The organism is Dyadobacter flavalbus, assembly GCF_006149045.1.
Taxonomy (GTDB): Bacteria; Bacteroidota; Bacteroidia; order Cytophagales; family Spirosomataceae; genus Dyadobacter; species Dyadobacter flavalbus.
Genome location: NZ_VBSN01000027.1, coordinates 181619 through 203409, shown reverse-complemented (window position 1 = coordinate 203409; position 21791 = coordinate 181619). Strand labels below are relative to the sequence as shown.

Genomic DNA, 21791 nt, shown 5'->3' with positions numbered 1-21791 from the left:
ATGACCAAAGCAACTTCTCTCCGATCCAGAAACCTTTAAAAATCTTCACTAATAACTTTTCACCTCTTACTTTTCACTTCTTACATCCAGACACGTTCATTACCGGATCAGTAAAAAGCTTCCTTCTTTCCTGACTTCCTTACCGGCAGAATCCGTCAGGTCAATTTTGTACAGATAATATCCTGCCGGCGCTTTTCCGCCCGACGTGTTGCCGTCCCATCCTTCCGCGGCATTTCTGGAATGAAAAATCACTTCTCCCCAGCGGTTGAATACAGACATACTGAAATCGGTTACAAAATATGCTTTCACTTCAAACCTTTCATTGTATGCATCTCCGTTTGGCGTAAATGCATCCGGAATCAGCAAAATGGCATTCTGCGAAAAGTTGAGCACATTGGAGTAACTCACTAGATTCCCGCTTGCCGAGTTCGCTTTTACCTGAAAAGAAAATGCCGACTGCGCTTCCAGATCCAGTGTGTGGCTTGTTTCCAGCTGCTTTGGAATTTCATCCAGAACGTTTCCGGTTGCTGCATCCGTCTGCACAAGATCATAAGAACTTATTCCTTGTGTAAAAGGAGAATTCCCGTTCCAGGAAATCCTGGAAGTACTGTTTTCCAGAAATATGGAGCATACCGGCGAACTGTAATCCGGCCCCCGCACATTACAGGCATTTTCATAAATAAAGCGATAACAATACGAACTTTCATTTGTATTCACGCCTGAATCTTCAAACTGCAGGCTTTGATTATCCAACGGTGAAACTTGCTGAAAATCCGTACTTCCGAGCAAAGCCCTTTCCACAATCAGATCGTAAGTGCTTGTAAGTCCTTCACCCGTAAGTTCAACTTGCGTCGAAATGGTTTTTTCATCCTTAACCGTCACACTGGCTGTATTGATCACTTCCGGTGCTACTGTTTTTGGCTGAAGACTGACAGGCGCAGAATACGAACGTACATCATCGGAAACAACCGCCACAATCACGTATTCATACAATGTCCCGCATTTTACATCCGTATCCAGGTAAGAAAGCTGATCCGAGGTAACAAAAACCACCGTTCCGTTACGCACCAGCTGATATTGCAGCACATTGCCGGAAAACGTCAGATGCTCCCACGAAACGGATATGATTTCATCCAGTGAAAAATCGCCTTCTTTCAGCAACATGCTGCTGACAATCGGGCTTTCGATTGTATTGCCGCAAATATCCGTGGAAGACAGCCTGAACCTGTAAATCTGTGCAGGATTGAGATTGCCGATGGTTACAGAATGTGAGCCTGCAGACTGGCTGGTTTTCCCGGTTGGCACAAACTGGCCGTTTCCGCCGTCCATCAGAATTTCGGTCGGGACGCCTTCCATGCCGTCGTATATAATCTTGGCTTCTCCGGATGCAAGCATTTCAACGGTCCGGATTCCGACTTCTGTCAGTGGCTGCGGTACAAACGGGCCGGTAAATGTGGTCGAAACCGAATTTTGCTGGCATTGTCCGCTATTGTATCTTCCGCTTACGATAATATCCGGTATATTTCCGTTTGGATAGGAATGATTTATCACTACATTATTGCTCCCCGTCAAGGTTACCGACTCTTTTGAACCGTCGCCCCAGTTTACTTCAATAAAGTCATACGATTTTGAAATGCTGTCATTGATAATCGACAACTGTGCTTTTCCGTCGGGGCATTTGATCAGATTGGCTCTGGGTGCTCTTGTTTCCAGAACTTCAATATCCTGGCACTGGCTGAAACCTGTTCCGTTGGCGCTTCCAAACTGTAAAATGGTATAAGTACCCGGGCTCGTATAGACATAGGAAGAATCCTGCGTAACGTCACCCGCGTCCGGCGATCCTTTTGACCTGTCAAAATTGAAAGCATAACTTATATTTTCCGCGCCGGCTACTTCATTCTGAACGGAAATGGTCAAAGGCGCACAGCCTTGCGCCGCACTGATTGAAAACCCGCCTGTAGTTCCGCAATTTTGTCCTGAAACCTCGTTCTGAAAAAGTGTGAATATGCCGAATAAGAAAAATAGTAGTAGTCTGATCTTCATAAGTTGAGTAAAAGTTGTATCCGAAATAAGGAGCCTGTGATTGAAAAAGGTTTTTGAAACGGAACCAGAGAATCCTTTGTTTAAATGCAACGGAGGTTCAAAAATAGAACTTTCAATATTAACACTGTACCTTTGCAGTGTAAAAACGAGTTTTTGCATAAAACTATTTTTTATCGACCTTATTAATGAACAACAATAGCAATCCGATTGTGCTTGATTCCATAGAAGAAGCCATTGAAGCCATCCGCAGAGGTGAATTGATTATGGTAGTCGATGATGAAGACCGCGAAAATGAAGGTGATTTCATTTGTGCCGCCGAACTTGTCACACCCGAAATAGTGAATTTCATGGCGCGTGAAGGCCGCGGCCTGATCTGCGTACCGCTTACAGAAGAGCGTTGTGCCGAGCTGGAACTGGAAATGATGGTCGGCAATAATACCGCGCTGCATGAAACTGCCTTTACCGTTTCGGTTGATTTGCTGGGCAATGGCTGTACAACGGGCATATCCGCCAGTGACCGTGCCAAGACCATTCTTGCACTTGTCAATCCGGAAACGAAACCTGCTGATCTTGGCCGTCCGGGACATATTTTTCCTTTAAGGGCTAAAAAAGGCGGTGTGCTGAGGCGTACAGGACATACCGAGGCTGCGATTGATTTCCCTCGTCTGGCGGGATTGTCTCCGGCAGGCGTTCTGGTGGAAATCCTGAATGAAGACGGTTCTATGGCGCGCCTTCCGCAGCTTCGTGAAATTGCTGATCGCCTTAAACTTAAACTGGTCAGTATCAAAGATCTGATTGAGTACCGGCTTCGGAAAGAATCGCTTATCAAAAGAGAAATCGGTGTCGATATGCCTACGAACTGGGGCCATTTTGACCTTATCGCCTATCGTCAGATCAATACGGGTGATCTGCATCTGGCTTTGGTTAAAGGAACCTGGGAAAAAGATGAGCCTGTACTCGTACGCGTTCATTCTTCCTGCGTAACCGGTGATATTTTCGGATCGTGCCGCTGCGACTGCGGCCCGCAACTGCATGCTGCGATGGATATGGTGGATAAAGCCGGAAAAGGTGTTATCGTTTATATGAATCAGGAAGGCCGCGGAATTGGTCTGCTGAATAAGTTAAGGGCTTACAAATTACAGGAAATGGGCCGCGATACCGTGGAAGCCAATCTTGAACTCGGGTTTCCGATGGACGACCGGGATTACGGCGTTGGCGCTCAGATTTTAAGAGACCTGAATGTTACAAAGCTGAAACTGATTACCAATAATCCTAAGAAACGTGCGGGATTGATCGGTTATGGACTGGAAATCGTGGAATCCGTCAATATCGAAATCTTGTCAAATCCGCATAACGAAAAATATCTTTTGACAAAAAGAGATAAAATGGGGCATAACCTGAATAATCTTACCATTTCCACGACGCAAGGATGACAGCCGTTCAGATTGTAACCAATGAAAACGATATTCTGAAATGCCGCAGTGCAATACAGGCATTGCGGCCATTGCTCACCGGCGATCTTTACATGGAAGCTGTACAAAAAACGTTGGCGGATAACCGGCAGATCATTTTCATTGAAGAAGCAGACGAAGCGGTGGCCATATCCGTTTTTGAAACAGGTTACAATTTGTTCCGTGGAAAATATATTTACATTGATGACCTTTCCACACTTCCTGCTCACCGGAAAAAGGGATATGCAGGAATTTTGCTGGACTGGATCATGAATTATGCAAAGCAGGAAAATTACAACGAGATTCATCTTGATTCCGGCGTTAACGAAGCACGCACAAATGCACACAGACTTTATCTGAACAAGAGATTCCAGATAACCAGTATGCATTTTGTAACCAGAGTCTGACTTGTATTCAGGCTTTTCAATTGGATTTATTAACAGCGGTATCAACTTAAATGGATATTAATCAGGTTTTTGAAGCATTTAATTCCCTGCGTGTACTGGTTATCGGAGATGTCATGCTGGACTCGTATGTCTGGGGAAAAGTAGAAAGAATATCGCCGGAAGCGCCTGTTCCAGTTGTCAATGTCCGGAAACGCGAATACAGGCTCGGCGGAGCAGGAAATGTATTGTTAAACGTTCAATCGCTTGGAGCAGAAGCCATTATATGTTCAGTTATTGGAACGGACAGTTCAGGTGACTTGCTGCAAGAAAGCCTTCGCGCAAAAGGTCTCAACTGTGAAGGCCTGATCCGGAGCGAAAACCGGATTACAACCATTAAAGAACGCATCATTGCCGGTTCCCAGCAGGTTGTGCGTATAGATACGGAAACAGACAAGCCGGTATCAAAAACAGAAAGTGAAAAACTGGTTGCAAAAGCCAAAGAGCTGATTCCTTCATGTCAGGTCATTATTTTTGAAGATTATGACAAAGGCGTTTTAACGGCGGAATCCATTGCAGAAATCACTTCCTTTGCCAATGCACAAAATGTCCCAACCGTTGTGGACCCTAAAAAGCGCAATTTTCTTTCCTATCATCATACCACGCTTTTTAAACCCAACCTGAAAGAACTTCGCGAAGGACTGAAAGTAGAATTCAATGTGGATAATCCGGAGGAATTGCAGTCAGTTGTTCAGCAACTGAAAGAAACATTGCATATAAACGGTGCATTGATCACGCTTTCGGAACGAGGCGTCTTTATTGATTTTAAAGAAGAAATCCACAAACTTCCTGCGCACATCCGTCATATTGCGGACGTTTCCGGCGCCGGCGACACCGTGATCAGCATTGCGGCATGCTGCATCGCGCTGAACTTGCCTCCGAAAGCCATTGCTGCCATTTCAAATCTGGGCGGCGGTCTCGTGTGCGAGCTTGTAGGCGTCGTTCCGATTGATAAAAATCTATTGAAAGCAGAAGCTCAAAAACTGTTTTAAGCGAAAACGTATTTCACTTCCTTTTACCAGTTTACGCCCGATTGCCCGAGTCCCATTCTGCGTGTGAACTTGGAAGAAAGCTTGGAACGGCTTGTTATATAACGTACGCTTGCGCCGATGTAAGGCGTAACCGCCGGGTTTTCAGAAGAAAGATTCTGGCGTGCGCTGTTGAAAGTCCGTAACTGGCGGAAAGTGGAAACGCCGGCTTCAAGGGAAATATTCAGTGCTGTAAACAAATGTGCGTTAGCAGAAATCCCGGTTTTTATGTGCCTGTAATTTTCGCGCATCAGCTTTTTTTCCTCCGGTGTCTGCACCTGAAAACCGCCGCTGTAACCATTCAGGCCGGCCAGCATATCCACATTAAACCATTTGGTCGCTTTGTAATTTACGTTGGCCATAAACGGGAGCAACGCGGATGCGCGCCAATGTTTTCCCAATCCTTTATTAACCCCCAGGACCGGAATAAAACGCAGCTTTTGATTATATGTCAGAACAGAACCGTACATGATCTGCGTACGCAGGCCCAGAATATGCATCCGGGCAGCACCTCCCCAGAAAAAAGGCTGCGGGCTGAAAAATGTTTCGTTCGTTTCTGTAATCCCCAATCCGCCGCCGTATACCCAAAGCCGGTCTTTGATACTGGCCTGCAAGCGTATAACGCCCAATGAAAGTGTTTTGTAGCCGTTTTCGGGACTGTTTTTTCCTTCAACAGTCGGCTGGATCTGATTATACTGCGCCAGCATAACCGTGTGAACAGCCCTGAGGTCAAACTTTTTCTTCAGACTATATCCAAGCTGAACTTCACTCTGGACCGGAATAATGCCTAAAAACCCGGTCCGGGTCATTCCGAAATCCTGCGTTCCGTTTAGGCTTGAAGGAACGGCATAATCTGCTTTTAACGTAACGTTCGGATAAAAAAGCCTGCTCAGGGCAAAATGCTGTGCATTTACAGAAGTTACACTTGCGAGTAAAAAACAGGCAGACAGCCAGCGGAAAGAGATCATGCGAAGAAATTAGGTGCGTGGATTTGGCAAATAACGTCAAAATTTATGACCTATTGTGTGACAAATTCTTGTATGCTATTTTGACAAAAAATATGTTCTTTTACAAACACCGCACTTACACTAGCTAAATACATGTTTCAATTACCTTCTCTGCAGACACTTGCAAAAAGTCTCTTTCACACTTTTACAAGGTACAAATGGATCGTACTGATCGTTTTTGTTAAAACCATTTTGTTAATCTGGCATAATGAAACAGCGTTTGACGATAAAAATTCAAGATACCTGCTGTTAAGAGCAATATTTACGGCTTTTATCGCACTTCCCCTCGCACTTGCCGTTGAGCTTGCAGCGGAAAGACGGTTGTGGAAAACATCAGTGAAAATTGCAATTATGGCCATTTTGGCTTCGCTGCTGGCTTTGTTTTTCTTTACGCTTGCACCCGAACCCGATCAGGATGATCTGTACCGTTTTTTCCTGTTCATGGCTGGCGCACATCTGCTCGTCTCTTTTGCGCCGTTTTTGGGATTTAATGAACCCAACGGATTCTGGCAATTCAACAAATCGCTTTTTCTCCAGATCCTTAATGCTACTTTGTATGCCGTTACACTTTATATAGGGTTGCTCATTGCCGTAGAAACGGTGAAATTCCTGTTCAACATCAGATTTTCGTTTCAAATAGAACAGGATCTGATGGCCGTTACTTTCAGTCTTTTTCATACGCTCTTTTTCCTGAGCAAAATTCCCGAGCCGCTTGCCGGCCTGGAACAGGAAACAAGCTATCCGTCCGGACTGAAAATATTTACGCAGTACGTGCTGCTTCCGCTTGAAGTTATTTACCTCGTTATTTTATACGTTTATACGGGCAAAATCCTTGTGCAGTGGAAATTGCCGGAAGGCGGCGTTGCTTATCTTGTACTTGCATTTTCAACAGCCGGAATTCTGGCATTGCTGCTGCTTTATCCGTTACAGAACAATCAGCATGAGCGCTGGATCAACCTTTTCAGCCGTCGTTTTTACCTTGCACTGCTGCCGCTGATTTTACTTCTTTTTACCGGAATTTTTCGCCGGATCAATGATTACGGCATTACGGAAAACAGGTATCTCGTTGCGGTACTTGCCTTCTGGCTGCTTGGCATTACGGTTTATTTTCTGTTCGGCAAAAAAGAAGACATTCGCTGGATACCGGTTACGTTGTCGATCATTTGCTTTGTACTGCCAATTGGTCCATGGAATATTTTTACGGTTGCCAAAAACAGTCAGCTTCGGCAATTTCATGATTTGCTTACAGAATACAAATTGCTGGATAACCATGGAAAAATTACAGGAAAAGCAAAAATGCCCGCGGAGGATTACGAGCAGGTTTTTTCCATTGCCCGGTTTTTTACTTCGCGCGACAAGGAAGCACTTGCGGGTTATTTTTCCAATTTGCCAAAAAAGCGAAAACATGCTTACCAACTCGATAATGCAATAGAAGACCGGCTAAGGGAACATATCACCAGCAGTAAAGCCGAAAATTATGACAATTACATGACCTATTCTTCACGCAATGCTTCGGGAATGCAGTCAGATTTCACGATTGAAGGATATGAACATCTGTTTTTCTTCGACGGCGTGGAAAGTATGATTACAACGCATCGTGAATGGCAAATTCAAGCAGAAGATCAGGGCAGGATTCTGAATGTTTATAAAGCAAACAAAAAAGTTTTCAGTATTGATATTGACAAAAAAATCAAGGAGCTGAATAAAGACTTTGGAAGAAACAGCACGGAAGTTCCTGCTTCCCGGCTTTTTATTGATAGTCAGAATTCGGAAAACAGGATTCGGGTTGTTTTTAAATCATTATCCCTGAATGGCCGGTATTATTCATGCGAAGGCGTATTTCTGTACAGTAATCTGAAACGCTGAAATAGCACAAACAGACTTTTACGACATTTTAAGATCAGGTTTGCTGATCTTCCCAGATGCGCTGAAGTTCCTCTACGTCTGCAAGATCTTTGGCTCGTGCAGTTGCCTTTTTTTCAGTAATCAAATCCGATAAGCCGATTACTTTAAACGGCACACCTTCAAAATCGGCTTGTAAACTTCTTTTGTAACAGACATCAAAATCCTGTTCGGAAAATGCCCGCAGGTAATGGCCCATATCCAGCTCAAATCCTGATAATCCAAAACGTACGGAAGTCCAGCCGAAAATCAGCGGCATGCCTTTCAGTAATTCCGATCCCGGAACCTCGTTTTCCTTTAATGCCTGAACCAACGCCAGCATATTCCCCGAATCATTTTTGATCCAGAGATCCATGTCCAGCGTAGTTCGGATGTGGCCGTGAACAACGCCCGCCATTCCGCCGACCAGCAAATATTTTACATCAAACCTGTTGAGACTTTCAAGAAGATGTAATACATCATTACTACTAATATCCATAAAAAGCGCTTTTTTGTTTAACGGATTGGAACGATAAAGTTTTCCAGCCAACCTGTTCAAACGACCAAGTGCTTCAATATTTTCAGAATAACGATGATGTAAATTGCTAACGGACATAAGTTTAACTAGTCAGTTTCTATAAATTTAAATAAAAAACCCAAACAACTAGCACAAATTCCATGTACAAAAAAGCCCGGAATTTAAATTCCGGGCATTGGATTGTGGCTATTGGCTCTTAGCTTTTGGCAATTAGCTTTTAAAACTTCATTTCAGAAAAAGCTAACCGCTGATAGCTAACAGCTAATCGCTTACACAGCCTTTTACAAATCTATTGCTTCGCCGTATGCCGCTTCTGTTGCTCCTTTCAAAGCTTCGGACATAGTCGGGTGCGGGTGAATAGAACGCAGGATTTCGTGTGAAGTCGTTTCCAGTTTACGGGCTACAACCACCTCGGCAATCATTTCGGTAACGTTTGTCCCGATCATATGCGCTCCGAGGAATTCACCGTATTTGGCATCAAAAACCACTTTCACAAATCCGTCTGTTGCGCCGGCAGCTGAGGCTTTTCCGGAAGCTTTGAACGGGAATTTACCCACTTTAACGTCGTAACCCGCTTCGCGTGCTTTCTTTTCAGTGAAGCCTACGGAAGCGATTTCAGGCTGGCAGTAAGTACATCCCGGAATGTTGCCGTAATCGAGTGCTTCTGTCTTGTGGCCTGCAATTTTTTCAGCGCAGATAATACCTTCTGCTGTTGCTACGTGCGCCAAAGCCGGTCCCGGCGTACAGTCACCGATTGCATAAAAACCGGGAACGCTGGTTTCATACCATTCGTTAACCGAAATTTTGCCTTTATCCGTTTTGATGCCTGTTTCTTCCAGACCGATATTTTCGATGTTGGAAACGATTCCTGCTGCTGAAAGTACTACGTCTACTTCAAACGTCTTTTGTCCGTCCGGCGTTTTCACAGAAACCACACAGCCGTTTCCGGATGTATCAACTGTTTCAACCGTAGAGTTAACGTAAGTATCTACGCCCAGCTTTTTGTATTGTTTTGCAATTTCTTTTGAAATTTCCTCATCCTCAACAGGAACAAGGTTTGGAAGGAACTCAACAACGGTAACTTTCGTGCCCATGGCTGCATAAACGTAGGCAAATTCCATCCCGATTGCACCGGAGCCTACTACCAGTAAGCTCTTTGGCTGAAAATCAAGGCTCATGGCCTTGCGGTATTCTATAACTTTTTTTCCGTCAATTTTGATGTTCGGCAATTCACGGGCGCGTGCGCCGGTGGCTATAATTACACCTTTGTTCGCAGTATAATCCGTTTTTTTGCCATCCTTGTCTGTTACTTCAACCGTTTTGTTTCCTTTTGCTTTACCGGCGCCCATAATGACGTCGATTTTGTTTTTCTTCATCAGGAAAGAAACGCCTTTGCTCATACCGTCGGCCACACCGCGGCTGCGTTTGATCACTGCGCCGAAGTCAGCCGAAGAATCACCAACATTGATACCATAATCTTTTGCATGCTTGATGTATTCGAAAACCTGAGCACTTTTCAGAAGTGCCTTGGTGGGAATACAGCCCCAGTTAAGGCATATTCCACCTAAACTTTCTTTTTCAACAATTGCTACTTTAAGTCCTAATTGGGAAGCACGAATGGCTGCGGGATAACCTCCGGGGCCGCTACCAATTACAATCACATCATATGTTTGAGCCATTTTCAGGTATTTTTATTGTACGAAATGGGTTGACAGAATTTTCACGCAAAGGTAATAAATATAGTCTGGAAATCGGCAGCGATTGTCATTGATAGTCAAGGATTGTCCGTTACGGGTATAAATGGAAAGAATTGTTATGGATTGTCAAGGATTGATATGGATTGTCATGAGTTGTCATTGGTAGTCAGGAATTGTTATTGATTGTCTTGAATAGTTATGGATTGTTGAAAAGTGTATTGATTTATGGATATGGAATTCTGATTGTTTAAATGTTCTGATGTTACTTCTGCTGTTTTAGTTCGTATCAAGGAAGCTGACGGGTGATACAACAGAAATGATAATATGAAACTGGAAGATTTGCAGATTTATAAAATGGCGATGCAGCTTGGCGAGGAAGTCTGGAGTTTGGTTGAGCCTTGGAGTTATTATGTGAAAGATACCCTTGGAAAGCAGCTTGTCCGGTCTGCGGATTCGGTTGCGGCAATATATCAGAAGGTTTTGGACGATATCATTATAAAGAAAACCTGAACTTTTGCTTCTATTCCCGTGGTTCTTTAAGAGAGACATTGACGTGGCTGACAAAGGCCAAATACAGAAATCTCATTACCTTAGAAAAATTCGAAGAATTAAGTCACCTTTGCGAAACATTGTCAGTAAAGCTCAATAATTACATCAAAACAATTGGCAAAGCCGGCAAAGTCCAGCCATCATTGATAATTGATAAACACAACAAACCATTAATGACTGTAAGTGACTATCAATGACAAAAAATGACTACAAGTGACAATTAATGACCATAAGTGACTGAAAAATCACTCAACAATCATTTCCAATATTTACATTTAATTATTAACTAACCGTTTAAACTTCAAATGACAGCAGAGCAATTGAAAGACTTGAAGGCCCGTGTAGAGGCTTTGGGGAGGTATCTTTGACTACGATAACCGAAAAAGACAGCTAGAAGACCTTGAACAGCAGACTGTTCAGCCGGAGTTCTGGAACGATTCAGAACGTGCCGAAAAAACAATGCGCGAAATCCGCGGACTGAAATTCTGGACAAACGGATATGAAGAACTCGCCAGATTGCGTGACGATCTGGATACCATCTGGGAATTTTATGAAGCAGATGAAGCCACAGAAGAAGAAGTAGACGAAGAAGGCAAAAAACTCTCGGATAAGCTGGAAGAAGTAGAGTTCCGGAAAATGATGGGAGAAGAAGGCGACGAGCTGCCGGCAGTTATCGAGATCAATGCCGGGGCCGGCGGAACCGAGTCGCAGGACTGGGCTTCCATGCTCATGCGGATGTACATCATGTGGGCTGAAAAAAACGGCTACAAAGTACGTGAAGTCGATTTGCAGGATGGCGACGTTGCCGGCGTGAAATCGGTTACACTCGAGATTGATGGCGAGTATGCATACGGCAATCTTAAATCCGAGAACGGCGTGCACAGGCTTGTGCGCATTTCACCGTTTGATTCCAATGCAAGGCGTCATACCTCGTTTACTTCGGTTTATGTGTATCCATTGGCGGATGACAATATCGAAATTGACGTAAACATGGCCGATATTACGTGGGACACTTACCGTTCCGGAGGCGCCGGCGGCCAGAACGTGAACAAGGTGGAAACGGCCGTTCGCTTGCACCACAAGCCTTCCGGAATCATTATTGCCTGTCAGCAGGAACGTTCGCAGCTGATGAACAAGGAAGTGGCCATCCGGCTTCTGAAATCGCGTTTGTACCAGATTGAACTGGAAAAAAGAAATTCCGCACGTGCAGAAGTGGAAGCTTCCAAGCGTAAAATCGAATGGGGCTCGCAAATCCGGAGCTACGTACTGGACGACCGCCGCGTAAAGGATCACCGCACCGATTATCAGACTTCCAATACAGAAGCTGTACTGAATGGCGAGATCAACGATTTTATCAAGGCATACTTAATGGAATCGTAATATTATAATAAAAACCTCCGGGCAACTTCTGATCAGAAGCATGCTTGGAGGTTTTTCTGATTTTTAGTATCTTTCTTTCAAATGAGGGAAACAATGAGTGAAACAGAGTTGATAAACCGTGTATCTATACTTCCGGAAAATCTCCAAGTGAAAGTTTCAGATTATGTAGACTTTTTGATCGGCAAATATTTGAATAAAAAATCCTCCGGCAAGACATTGCAATTTGGCATGATGAAAGGAACATTCGAAATGAAAAGTGACTTTGACGAGCCATTGGATGATTTTAAAGAATACATGCCGTGAATTATATACTGGATACACATGCACTGATCTGGTTTATGGAAGGAAGCAATAATCTCTCTGAGCCGGCAAAAAAAGCAATTGAAAACGAAAGTTCTACAAAATATATCAGCATTGCATCCCTTTGGGAAATTGCTATCAAGATTAGCTTGGGCAAGCTGGTTCTTACAAGGTCCCTTTAGTCATTTTTGGCTGAACTTACTCAAACCTCTATCAAAATTCTGCCTATAACATTTGCTCATATTTTACAAATCAGCAAAATGGACTATTTACATAAAGATCCATTTGACCGGATCATTATAGCGCAAGGTTTAGAAGAAGGATTTAGTATTATATCCAAGGACCCGAACTTTCCACTATATCAGGTTAATCTGTATTGGTAAAGTACAGAGTTTATGAAACTTCATTGTCACAAGCTGGGCGGCGGCCCCAATGTACTGCTCGCTTTTCACGGCATTGGTCAGGACGGCATCAGCTGTTTTGAACCCTTTGAGAAAAATCTCGGAAATCATTATACTGTTTATGCATTTGACCTGTTTTTTCATGGCAAAAGCCAATCGTTAGGTAAGCAATTGATTACCAAAGGATTTTGGTCAAAACTCATTCAGGAATTTCTAGATGAAAACAAAATCCTGCATTTTGATGTGGCCGGTTTCAGCATGGGCGGAAGATTTGCGCTGGCAACATTGGAAGCATTTCCGGAACGGATCGGAAATGTATTTTTAATAGCACCCGACGGCATTTCAGAACATCCGCTTTATACCCTGGCTTCCCGGTTTCAGCCGGCACGATGGCTTTTCCGGCATTCCATGCGGCGTCCCGAAACCTTTCTACGTACTGCTGGATTTTTACAGAAAGCCGGACTCGTTAATAAAAGTCTGTTCCGCTTCACACAACAGCTTCTTGACACACCTCAGAAAAGACAGACCATTTACAAATCCTGGACCGGCTTCAGGAAATTGAAATTTGACATTTCCGCACTGTACAAAACTGCTTTGCAAAACAATGTTTCCATCTTTTTGTTTGCCGGAAAATATGACAAGCTCCTGAAACCTGCCCATGTAAAAAAACTGGCCGAAATGCTTCCGCAAACCCAATATGTTGTGCTTAAAAGCGGACATACACAGCTGGTTGAACAAGCCTGTTTGCAGATATGTGCTTTAATTAAGTAACTTGTGAATCACTCCGATGATTTATGCAGCAGGATTTACTCAAAAATGATACAAACTGGCGACTGAAAGCCATTATTGGCGGTTCTGCCGGAAACCTCGTCGAATGGTACGACTGGTATGCATACTCTGCTTTTTCCCTGTACTTTGCCGGCAGCTTTTTCCCTGATTCCAATCCTACTGTTCAGCTTATCAATACCGCCGGCATATTTGCAGTGGGTTTTCTGATGCGGCCCATCGGCGGTTATGTTTTCGGAAAGCTGGCCGACACCAAAGGCAGAAAACTGGCGATGACGTTATCCGTGCTGCTGATGTCGTTCGGCTCGCTGCTGATTGCCTTTCTGCCGGGATATAATACCATCGGCATTGCTGCGCCTGTTCTGCTTTTAATTGCGCGGCTGCTGCAGGGATTGAGCGTGGGCGGGGAATACGGAACTTCTGCGACTTATCTCAGCGAAGTTGCGACCAAAGAAAGACGTGGTTTTTATTCCAGTTTTCAATACGTAACGCTTATCGGCGGACAATTGATTGCACTGGGTTTACAGCTTATTCTTCAGAGAATTTTTCTTACCGATCAGGAAATGCATGAATGGGGCTGGCGGATTCCGTTTGTGATTGGCGCATTATTATCTTTGGTGGCGCTTTACCTGCGAAGCAATCTGCACGAAACCGAAGCTTTTCAGAATAAAGAAGAGCATGTGAAAAAGAAAGGCTCTATACGCGAATTGCTGAAACATCCGAAGGCGCTTACAACGGTTGTAGGACTGACCATGGGCGGAACGCTTGCATTTTATACCTACACCACTTACATGCAGAAGTTTCTGGTAAATACGGTTGGTTTGTCCAAAGACCAATCCACCATGCTTACTTTCTGCTCATTGCTGCTCTTTGCCTTATCGCAGCCGCTTTTCGGAATGCTGAGCGACCGGATCGGGCGGCGGCCGCTACTGATCGGATTTGGTATTTCGGGAACCTTGTTTACGGTTCCGCTGCTGACGACATTGAGCCATGTCACTACGATGTGGGCGGCTTTTGGTTTGTTAATGGCTGCACTCATTATTGTAAGTGGCTATACTTCCATCAATGCCGTTGTAAAGGCAGAATTGTTTCCCGTGGAAGTGCGTGCGCTTGGCGTGGGACTTCCCTATTCATTAACCGTCGCCATTTTCGGAGGAACTGCCGAATACCTTGCGCTCTGGGCAAAAAACCTTGGTCATGAAAGCTATTATTACTGGTATGTAACCATCTGTATTTTCATTTCCCTTATTGTGTATGCACGAATGAAAGATACCAAGCATACTTCACTGATCGATTAATAAAAAAGCTGTTTTTTGTAAGGATCAAATGCTCTTAGAATAGATAAATTATCTCTTGACAAAATCCTGTTAATATCATAACTTTCTGGAAACCAAAACTTTCACTGTTATGAATATGATTGACAGAATCGAGCATTGGGGCGACACGCATCATCCTGCGTACATGGATGCACTCAGAGTTGTCCTGGGAATACTTCTTTTTGGTAAAGGGGTCAGTTTTATCAGCGATACCGGAAATCTGACAAGGCTTCTGCACAGCCTGAATATTGATCTGTGGTCGGTTATGGCGGTGCATTACGTTGCTTTTTCGCACATTTTCGGCGGTTTTCTGATTGCAATTGGCTGTTATACGCGAACAGCTTCTATTTTTCAGATTCCTATTCTGCTCGTTGCGGTATTCTTCGTCAATATCCGGGCCGGATTTTCCTATCTGAATTCTGAACTCTGGCTTTCCATGCTGACGCTTGTTCTGGTTATTACATTCAGCATCATCGGATCAGGACGTTATTCTACCGATGAATGGATGAGAAAACATGATCGTTGATTGCAATGGGTTATTGGTAAAAAGTAAAATGTAATAAATGAAATGTGATATGGAATTGATTTATTGTCAATTACATATTTCTTAGTAGCTAAAAGCCAATCGCCAAAAGCTGTTTACGTAAGCTGATCTTTACTTGACCGCGTATTTCTCAAAAATATCCGGTATGTCCAGTTCTTGTCTGAGTATTTCAACTTCTTGCAGTAATTCATCCATTTTTTTCTTTAATTCATCAGTTAACGGATCTACTTTCCGGCGGGTAAATGTTGAAATGGGAAAACCTCTTTTCCGGAGACTGTATTTGGCGATGACGGGATAAGCGGTATGCACCAGATCCATTGAATCTGTAAAGAATTCTTGCAAGCGGCTCACATCATTCTGCCGTTCAGGATCATTGTAATGTTTGCAGATCCAGACAATCAGTTCCGGATAAATATTGCCCTGAATGCAGGATAATCCGGCTGCGCCTGCAAGCAGCGACTGCACGGCATTGACCATATACGCATCGTAAAGCCCGAAATGAAACCCTTCTGCTGCTTTAATGCGATCCGTAACTTCATAAATGTCGAGCGAAGTGTCTTTATGGTAAATTATTCTGCCTGTCTGAACCAGTTCTTTAAGCAATCCGCTTTTTATCAGTCTTTTGTAAGGAACCGGACATTCGTAAAATCCGAGCGGAACATCGTTTGTCAGATCAATCAATTCCTTTGCTCTTGAAAGAAATATGTCATCGGATTCATTTTCATCGGCCAGCAAACTTGTGATAATAATTACAGCCTGTACGCCGATTTCATAGATGCGCTTTACAAAATCCGCCTGCAATGGAACCGGCCCGCCAAACGTGCCCGTAGCAACTACCGGAACTCTTCCCGCAGCCTGATTTACGACCATTTGTGTTACCTGCAGCCTTTCCTCTTCATTCAATTCATACATTTCACTGGAAAGACAGTTGGCAAAAAGACCGGCGCAACCCGCTTCTATGTATAGTTCTGTAAGCAATTTCAGCCCTTCAAAATCGACTTCTCCCGAATCCAGAAAAGGAGTAAGCATTACCGGAATAAATCCTTTTGGCAAGGACAAGGAATGATTAGCGGATGTCATTTAAATCTGGTTTTTATAATTTACTTGCCGGAATATTGCCGGATTTTAAAGTATGATCAATCATTGTCCAGCAGCACTTTTTCATTTCTGGAAACGCGGCCTTTCAGCTTTGTCAGCAATAGACCTGTTAAAAATATGGACAGCGTACCAACGACCATAATCATATTCTGATGAAGCGGGTTTTTGAAAAAAGCGTACTCTTCGGGCAATTGCATCGAGAAAGTCATCCATATAATAACCAGAATGCCGATTATCGTAGCAGTCAGCGCCTCTGCATTTTTTGTGTTTTTTGAAATAATTCCCAGTAGAAAAAGGCCGAGCATTCCGCCGGCAAAAATTCCGGATAACAACCACCATACATCCAGCACACTTTTCACGCCGATCATGGCAATGCCAGTGAGCATGCCGAGCAAACCGAAGATTGTTGTAGCGATGTAGAGCAGCCGCATGGATTGCGTGGAAGTTAAATCTGGCTTGATGTATTTCTTGTAAATATCGACTGAAAAAACCGTTGCGGAAGCGTTCATTCCGGAACTGATTGTGCTCATCGCAGCGGACATGATGGCGGCAACAATGAGTCCGAGCAACCCGCGCGGGACGCTTGTTACCATGAAATGAGGCATTACTTTATCCCCGTAATCGGCAGGCGTAAGCGTTGAGGCCAGATTTGATATTTGCTGTGAAGATCCATTTGGCAGTCTTTCAGCGGCAACCTGCATTTTAAGCATATCAATCAACTGCGGATTGCTCTGATAATAGGCATAAAGACATGATCCCAAAAGGAAGAAAATGAGTGAAACGGGCAAATAAAGGTAAACGCAAAGCCATACGGAACGCGAAGCTTCTTGGACAGAGGAAGTTGTATGATAACGCTGAACGTAATTCTGGTCCATGCCGAAATTGTTGAGGTTCATAAAAAACCCGTATAGCAGCACCACCCAGAACGATGACTGGGTGAAATCCGGACGAAAACTTCCGAGGCTGAATTTGTCATTTTCCCAGCCGATTTCGGCAATGCGCGTAAAACCGCCTTCCATGCCGGAAACGACAAGATAAAGAATGACAAGTGCTCCGACTGTTTTGATAACTCCCTGAACAACTTCCGTCCATATAACTGCTTCCATGCCGCCCATAACGGTGTATAAAATGATGCAGATCCCGACTACGATCATGATGGCGGACATCGGATAACCGGTCAATGCCTGTAAACTCAGTGCAATACCAAAGAAAATGGAACCCATTCTTGCAAGCTGCGTCAGCAGAAAGCAGACAACTGCGTATGTGCGCGCCCAGGGCCCGAAACGGTTTTCAAGGTGTGTGTATGCTGAAACTTCTCCGGTATGCCGGTAAAAAGGGATAAAAAAGCGTGTTGCAATCCATGCTGCAAAGGGCATTGACAAACTGAAAACAAACGAGTTCCAGTTACTTCCGAATGCTTTTCCCGGAACGCCGAGAAATGTGTTGCTGCTCAGAAAAGTAGCATAAATGGAAATCCCGATTGCCCAGCCGGGTATCTTGCCCGATGCTTTTGTAAACTGATCGGCATTGCTGTTATTTCTGGAAAAATAAACACCGACTGCGACCATTCCTGCGAGATAGGCAAATACAATAGTCAGGTCAATGAAGGGCAAAGATTTCATTCCGCTTTGTTCAGAAGGATGATTGTATCACAAAAAAGCAAGATCAATCGGTCAATTTCCGGCTTTTCACATCCTGATTATTGCAGGATATTAGCCCGTGCCTGAAAAAGCATAAAAAACCGGAATGCTACTTTATTCGTTTTTATCCTTGAAGAAGTAGCCGATACCCAGCGTGGAAATGACTATCAATATAATCAGAACAATTTTGGTAAATAACCCTTCATTCGGATGTTCCAGCAAATAACGGATATTTTGTGCTTCTCTTCCTGCCCACACTGCCAGAATGGTCCTTGGAATCATGCCCAGGGTTCCTCCAATCAGTACTTGTCTGAACCGTGCGCCTGCCATGGCAAAAAATAAATTGGTAATGGCAAAGGGCAATACCGGTGAAAGTTTTGCGAAAAAAATCAGTCGGAATTCGTTTTTCTGAAATCTTCTTAAAAGTCCGGCCGTCTGGGGATAAACCTGTACCAAATAACCACGGATCAATGACGCCTGCATAAAACCGGCCAGGCCGTAAATAATGGCAATTGCTCCTAGATTGAGCCCGAAAAGCAATGGCAATGATGCCCAGCCTACAAAATATCCGTAGACAAGAGCCAGAAACGTTGGCGGCGTAAGTGCCAGGGAAGATGCGAGGGTTAATACGATTGTCACTCCCACCCACCATTCAAATGGCCAGCTTCTCAGCATACTTTCATGGTTAACTGCCCAGGCGGTTGCCAGTGAGGTGGTCAGCAACGGCACAACTGCAAGTAAGATGCTTATTACAACGGGCAGAGAAAATTTCCTGCGGGACGATGTCTCCAAAATGATTTTGTTAAATGATGCCTTTGTTCCGGTATGGGCATAACCGCTTGCTTGAATAAAAGGTTTTTTATAATCTTACCTTTATCATATGGTTTATTCATCTTCCGCCACGAATACACGGAGCGACACGAATGCTTTAATTGGATTCGTGTGTATTGGTGGATTCGTGGCAATATACAATTGATTATTATGAAATTCGGAACAAAGGCTGTGCATGCAGGCGTAGAACCAGATCCAACAACCGGTGCCATTATGACGCCGATTTATCAGACTTCCACCTACGTGCAGGAAAGTCCGGGCAAACATAAAGGCTACGAATACTCACGTACACACAATCCCACAAGGACAGCCCTGCAAAATGCGCTGTCGGCTCTGGAAAACGGAAAACATGGAATTTGTTATGCCTCCGGACTGGCCGCGACAGATGCCGTACTGAAACTGTATCGGCCCGGAGACGAAATCATCGTGACCAACGATATTTACGGTGGCACTTACCGCATCATGAAAAAGGTATTTGAGCCTTTCGGACTGGTATTCCGGTTTGTAGACATGAGTGAAACAGCCAATATAAAAGATGCCATTTCAGATAAAACAAGAATGATCTGGATTGAAACGCCTACAAACCCGCTGTTGAAAATTCTGGATATCGAAGAAATAACAAGCCTTTGCAGAGAAAACAATATTCACAGCGTAGTCGACAACACATTTGCTTCGCCCTGTCTGCAGAATCCGCTTGATATGGAAGCCGACATCGTAATGCACTCCGTTACCAAATATCTGGGCGGACATTCCGACACCGTTATGGGTGCACTGATTACAAACAACGATGAACTTGCAAAACAGCTTGCTTTTATACAGAATGCCAGCGGAGCAGTTCCCGGCCCGCAGGATTGCTTTCTCGTTTTGAGAGGGCTCAAAACCTTGCATATCCGCATGCAGCGGCATTGTGAAAACGCGATGCAAGTGGCGCAGTATCTGGAAAATCACTCGAAAGTTGGAAAAGTATATTACCCCGGACTTCTTTCCCATCCGGGCCATGAACTGGCAAGCCGGCAGATGAAGGATTTTGGCGGTATGCTCTCATTCGAGCTGAAAGGAGATATTTATGAAGATGCTGTAAAGACCATGGAGCTACTTCAGGTATTTTCGCTTGGCGAGTCGCTCGGCGGCGTGGAGTCACTTTGTACACATCCGGCCAGCATGACACACGCAAGTATACCCAAAGAAGAACGCCTGAAAGCTGGCCTCAAAGACACCCTTATCAGGCTGAGCGTTGGCATTGAAGATGTTGCAGACCTCATTGCAGACCTTAAACAGGCCATTGGCGATTGATTGATTGCAGGCTTTGCAATCAAACTTCAAAAAGCTTACTTTTGAAACTACTTTTCAGGCACTAAAAATTAAATATATAAATGGAGTTAACAGGAACAGTCATTGCCTTGCTTCCGGAAGTAAGCGGACAAGGTAAAAACGGAACTTGGCGCAAGCAGGAATTCATATTGGAAATTCCTTCCCAATATCCCAAGAAAGTATGCATCGCATTGTGGGGCGATAAAATAGACCAGGCTAATCTGAAGGTTAATGAAACCGTAACGGCTTCAATAGATGTGGAAAGCCGCGAGTACAATTCGCGCTGGTATACAGAAGTGAAAGCCTGGAAACTGGACAAAGGAGGAAGCAGCAGCAATTCTTCTTCTTCAAACAGCGGAAGCAGCTCTTTGCCACCGGTAACAACTTTCAACGAGGACGAATCGGACGATCTTCCTTTTTAGGTTAATTCAATTCTGAAAGCGCAGCTGCGCGTAAATGTATGAAACACCTTATTCTCGTTTTTATCGGAGGAGGATTGGGTAGTCTGGCGCGTTACGGAACAGGAAAAGCATCTTCAGTATGGCCGTCAAATTTTCCGTACGGAACTTTGACGGCCAATATTTTAGCATGCCTGATTCTGGGAGTTTTTACGGGATGGGCCGCTTTTCGTACGCCTGATTCCGCAGCGACTTACAGAGCATTCATTGCTGTTGGTTTTTGCGGAGGTTTCAGCACATTTTCGACTTTCAGCAATGATACAATCCAGCTGATGGCAGCCAACCGTTGGACGGATGCTGTTTTCAACATTTTTGCAAGTCTGATTTCCTGCTTTTGTGCGACTGTACTTGGAATGTGGCTCGGAAAGCAGCTGCTGAATGTATAAAACGGCTTCTAGTTCGACTGATAAGCCATTGACATCGTAAACTTGTCGATCATTTCCTGCGGGTGTACTTCCAGAATCCTGGCAAGCACCATGACAACAAGCGTATTGGATGCAATTTTACGCGGGATTCCGGCAAAAGAAGCAAAAAGATCAACGGTTACTGATTCTTTTTCGTCAAGAAGCCTCATCAGTTTTTCTTCCTTGTCGCCATACTGAAAACGAATATCCCTTTCCCCTCTTCCGCGGCGCATGATTTCCTTCATTTCGCGGCTGGCCTGAATAGACTTGTCATTTACGCGTATATAAGCCTGACGGTTTCCGGTATCATCCACAACATAATGTGGCTTGTCAACACTGCGGGGAATAGTCAGTACCAGCACATCCCGGTCAGTACTGATGGGAACCCGTTCTTTTTTAAAGCTGATTTTCGGGAAAATGTACTTATCGATTGCTTTGGTAAGTGTGTATTCGTCTTCCTCTGCATCTTTAAGACCCTTAATGGTTTTATCATCACCAACGCCAACGAACAATTTTCCGCCTCCTGAGTTAGCAAATGCTACTACTTCGCGGACAATCTTTTCAGGATGATTGGATTTCAATTTGAACTCCACGTGCTCACCCTCACCTTTCTTTACCAGTTCTTTCAATAATCGAAGCTCCATCAGTTGGAATGGAAAGATATCTGAATAATGACAAAATCACT

Annotated in this window: 20 protein-coding genes and 2 pseudogenes; 14 read left to right on the top strand and 8 right to left on the bottom strand. The window is 44.1% G+C overall.

All coding sequences use genetic code 11. From position 1 onward, the window contains the following. Positions 1–99 precede the first annotated feature (99 nt). Positions 100–2043 carry a T9SS type B sorting domain-containing protein gene (locus tag FEM33_RS06120; RefSeq protein WP_139011207.1) on the bottom strand — a complete coding sequence of 648 codons (1944 nt, stop codon included), beginning with the start codon at positions 2041–2043 and terminating at the stop codon, positions 100–102. 185 nt (positions 2044–2228) lie between these two features. On the opposite strand from FEM33_RS06120, the gene FEM33_RS06115 reads away from it, so the two are divergent. From FEM33_RS06115 to FEM33_RS06105, 3 genes are read left to right on the top strand one after another with little or no spacing between them, the layout of a single operon-like run. Beyond that, positions 2229–3476, top strand: a complete 1248-nt coding sequence (locus FEM33_RS06115) for a bifunctional 3,4-dihydroxy-2-butanone-4-phosphate synthase/GTP cyclohydrolase II (RefSeq protein ID WP_139011206.1) — start codon at positions 2229–2231, stop codon at positions 3474–3476. After that, entirely contained in the window at positions 3473–3901 is a 429-nt protein-coding gene (locus FEM33_RS06110) for a GNAT family N-acetyltransferase (protein WP_139011205.1), read from the top strand. Before FEM33_RS06115 ends, FEM33_RS06110 begins: the two co-directional genes overlap by 4 nt. Positions 3902–3951: 50 nt before the next feature. Next, positions 3952–4929, top strand: a complete 978-nt coding sequence (locus FEM33_RS06105) for a bifunctional heptose 7-phosphate kinase/heptose 1-phosphate adenyltransferase (RefSeq protein ID WP_139011204.1) — start codon at positions 3952–3954, stop codon at positions 4927–4929. 23 nt (positions 4930–4952) lie between these two features. Here FEM33_RS06105 and FEM33_RS06100 read toward each other — a convergent pair whose 3' ends face one another. Next, positions 4953–5933, bottom strand: coding sequence for a DUF6268 family outer membrane beta-barrel protein (locus tag FEM33_RS06100; protein ID WP_139011203.1), 981 nt, complete (start codon positions 5931–5933; stop codon positions 4953–4955). Between the two features lie 132 nt (positions 5934–6065). Between FEM33_RS06100 and FEM33_RS06095 the strand changes: the two genes are divergently transcribed. Continuing rightward, positions 6066–7838 carry a DUF4153 domain-containing protein gene (locus tag FEM33_RS06095; protein WP_139011202.1) on the top strand — a complete coding sequence of 591 codons (1773 nt, stop codon included), beginning with the start codon at positions 6066–6068 and terminating at the stop codon, positions 7836–7838. Positions 7839–7872: 34 nt separating this feature from the next. Here the strand turns inward: FEM33_RS06095 and FEM33_RS06090 are convergent, their stop codons facing one another. Beyond that, a complete protein-coding gene (locus FEM33_RS06090; RefSeq protein WP_139011201.1) occupies positions 7873–8352 on the bottom strand; it encodes a DUF6036 family nucleotidyltransferase in 480 nt (159 codons plus the stop codon). 320 nt (positions 8353–8672) lie between these two features. Beyond that, a complete protein-coding gene (lpdA, locus tag FEM33_RS06085) occupies positions 8673–10070 on the bottom strand; it encodes a dihydrolipoyl dehydrogenase (protein ID WP_139011200.1) in 1398 nt (465 codons plus the stop codon). 342 nt (positions 10071–10412) lie between these two features. On the opposite strand from lpdA, the pseudogene FEM33_RS26970 reads away from it, so the two are divergent. From FEM33_RS26970 to FEM33_RS06045, 7 genes and pseudogenes are all read left to right on the top strand, one after another. Continuing rightward, positions 10413–10834, top strand: a pseudogene (locus FEM33_RS26970) (four helix bundle protein). Between the two features lie 108 nt (positions 10835–10942). Beyond that, positions 10943–12017, top strand: a protein-coding gene (gene prfB / locus FEM33_RS06075) for a peptide chain release factor 2 (RefSeq protein ID WP_139011199.1) whose coding sequence is annotated in 2 segments (ribosomal slippage) — positions 10943–11002 and positions 11004–12017 — 1074 coding nt in all. Because the reading frame shifts where the segments join, the coding sequence is not laid out codon by codon here. 93 nt (positions 12018–12110) lie between these two features. Beyond that, positions 12111–12320: a type II toxin-antitoxin system VapB family antitoxin gene (vapB, locus tag FEM33_RS06070; RefSeq protein ID WP_161597074.1), complete on the top strand. Its 210-nt coding sequence runs from the start codon at positions 12111–12113 to the stop codon at positions 12318–12320. Beyond that, a pseudogene (locus tag FEM33_RS26655) lies at positions 12317–12700 on the top strand (type II toxin-antitoxin system VapC family toxin). The gene vapB and the pseudogene FEM33_RS26655 overlap by 4 nt, the downstream one beginning before the upstream one ends. 12 nt (positions 12701–12712) lie before the next feature. After that, positions 12713–13489 carry an alpha/beta fold hydrolase gene (locus FEM33_RS06055; RefSeq protein WP_139011195.1) on the top strand — a complete coding sequence of 259 codons (777 nt, stop codon included), beginning with the start codon at positions 12713–12715 and terminating at the stop codon, positions 13487–13489. Between the two features lie 23 nt (positions 13490–13512). Continuing rightward, a complete protein-coding gene (locus FEM33_RS06050; protein ID WP_139011194.1) occupies positions 13513–14802 on the top strand; it encodes an MFS transporter in 1290 nt (429 codons plus the stop codon). 109 nt (positions 14803–14911) lie between these two features. Beyond that, a complete protein-coding gene (locus tag FEM33_RS06045) occupies positions 14912–15346 on the top strand; it encodes a DoxX family protein (RefSeq protein ID WP_139011193.1) in 435 nt (144 codons plus the stop codon). A gap of 129 nt (positions 15347–15475) precedes the next feature. On the opposite strand, the gene FEM33_RS06040 is transcribed toward FEM33_RS06045, so the two are convergent. From FEM33_RS06040 to FEM33_RS06030, 3 genes are all read right to left on the bottom strand, one after another. Further along, on the bottom strand, positions 15476–16444 hold the full coding sequence (locus FEM33_RS06040) for a dihydrodipicolinate synthase family protein (protein WP_139011192.1): 969 nt from the start codon (positions 16442–16444) through the stop codon (positions 15476–15478). A 56-nt stretch (positions 16445–16500) separates the two neighbouring features. Then, the gene (locus FEM33_RS06035) at positions 16501–18084 is read right to left on the bottom strand and encodes a sodium:solute symporter family protein (protein ID WP_139011191.1); all 1584 of its coding nucleotides are present in this window, start codon (positions 18082–18084) and stop codon (positions 16501–16503) included. Between the two features lie 132 nt (positions 18085–18216). Beyond that, positions 18217–18894 carry a TVP38/TMEM64 family protein gene (locus tag FEM33_RS06030; protein ID WP_229214108.1) on the bottom strand — a complete coding sequence of 226 codons (678 nt, stop codon included), beginning with the start codon at positions 18892–18894 and terminating at the stop codon, positions 18217–18219. 189 nt (positions 18895–19083) lie between these two features. On the opposite strand from FEM33_RS06030, the gene FEM33_RS06025 reads away from it, so the two are divergent. The 3 genes from FEM33_RS06025 to crcB all read left to right on the top strand — a co-directional run bounded on the left by FEM33_RS06025 (position 19084) and on the right by crcB (position 21088). Next, positions 19084–20226 (top strand): cystathionine gamma-synthase, encoded by a 1143-nt coding sequence (locus FEM33_RS06025; RefSeq protein WP_139011190.1) that lies wholly within the window; start codon positions 19084–19086, stop codon positions 20224–20226. A gap of 80 nt (positions 20227–20306) precedes the next feature. Beyond that, on the top strand, positions 20307–20666 hold the full coding sequence (locus FEM33_RS06020) for a DUF3127 domain-containing protein (protein WP_139011189.1): 360 nt from the start codon (positions 20307–20309) through the stop codon (positions 20664–20666). Between the two features lie 38 nt (positions 20667–20704). After that, positions 20705–21088 carry a fluoride efflux transporter CrcB gene (crcB, locus tag FEM33_RS06015; protein ID WP_139011188.1) on the top strand — a complete coding sequence of 128 codons (384 nt, stop codon included), beginning with the start codon at positions 20705–20707 and terminating at the stop codon, positions 21086–21088. An 8-nt stretch (positions 21089–21096) separates the two neighbouring features. On the opposite strand, the gene FEM33_RS06010 is transcribed toward crcB, so the two are convergent. Then, entirely contained in the window at positions 21097–21750 is a 654-nt protein-coding gene (locus tag FEM33_RS06010; RefSeq protein WP_139011187.1) for an AlbA family DNA-binding domain-containing protein, read from the bottom strand. Between the last annotated feature and the right edge of the window lie 41 nt (positions 21751–21791).

Excerpts from the sequence above, each read along its gene's own strand:
- FEM33_RS06055 (WP_139011195.1), top strand. The coding sequence starts at position 12,713 with ATGAAACTTCATTGTCACAAGCTGGGCGGCGGCCCCAATGTACTGCTC.
- FEM33_RS06105 (WP_139011204.1), top strand. The coding sequence starts at position 3,952 with ATGGATATTAATCAGGTTTTTGAAGCATTTAATTCCCTGCGTGTACTG.
- FEM33_RS06120 (WP_139011207.1), bottom strand. The coding sequence starts at position 2,043 with ATGAAGATCAGACTACTACTATTTTTCTTATTCGGCATATTCACACTT.
- FEM33_RS06010 (WP_139011187.1), bottom strand. The coding sequence starts at position 21,750 with ATGGAGCTTCGATTATTGAAAGAACTGGTAAAGAAAGGTGAGGGTGAG.
- FEM33_RS06090 (WP_139011201.1), bottom strand. The coding sequence starts at position 8,352 with ATGGATATTAGTAGTAATGATGTATTACATCTTCTTGAAAGTCTCAAC.
- vapB (WP_161597074.1), top strand. The coding sequence starts at position 12,111 with ATGAGTGAAACAGAGTTGATAAACCGTGTATCTATACTTCCGGAAAAT.
- FEM33_RS06025 (WP_139011190.1), top strand. The coding sequence starts at position 19,084 with ATGAAATTCGGAACAAAGGCTGTGCATGCAGGCGTAGAACCAGATCCA.
- FEM33_RS06100 (WP_139011203.1), bottom strand. The coding sequence starts at position 5,933 with ATGATCTCTTTCCGCTGGCTGTCTGCCTGTTTTTTACTCGCAAGTGTA.
- FEM33_RS06020 (WP_139011189.1), top strand. The coding sequence starts at position 20,307 with ATGGAGTTAACAGGAACAGTCATTGCCTTGCTTCCGGAAGTAAGCGGA.
- FEM33_RS06040 (WP_139011192.1), bottom strand. The coding sequence starts at position 16,444 with ATGACATCCGCTAATCATTCCTTGTCCTTGCCAAAAGGATTTATTCCG.
- FEM33_RS06045 (WP_139011193.1), top strand. The coding sequence starts at position 14,912 with ATGAATATGATTGACAGAATCGAGCATTGGGGCGACACGCATCATCCT.
- FEM33_RS06095 (WP_139011202.1), top strand. The coding sequence starts at position 6,066 with ATGTTTCAATTACCTTCTCTGCAGACACTTGCAAAAAGTCTCTTTCAC.
- lpdA (WP_139011200.1), bottom strand. The coding sequence starts at position 10,070 with ATGGCTCAAACATATGATGTGATTGTAATTGGTAGCGGCCCCGGAGGT.
- crcB (WP_139011188.1), top strand. The coding sequence starts at position 20,705 with ATGAAACACCTTATTCTCGTTTTTATCGGAGGAGGATTGGGTAGTCTG.
- FEM33_RS06110 (WP_139011205.1), top strand. The coding sequence starts at position 3,473 with ATGACAGCCGTTCAGATTGTAACCAATGAAAACGATATTCTGAAATGC.
- FEM33_RS06035 (WP_139011191.1), bottom strand. The coding sequence starts at position 18,084 with ATGAAATCTTTGCCCTTCATTGACCTGACTATTGTATTTGCCTATCTC.
- FEM33_RS06050 (WP_139011194.1), top strand. The coding sequence starts at position 13,513 with ATGCAGCAGGATTTACTCAAAAATGATACAAACTGGCGACTGAAAGCC.
- FEM33_RS06115 (WP_139011206.1), top strand. The coding sequence starts at position 2,229 with ATGAACAACAATAGCAATCCGATTGTGCTTGATTCCATAGAAGAAGCC.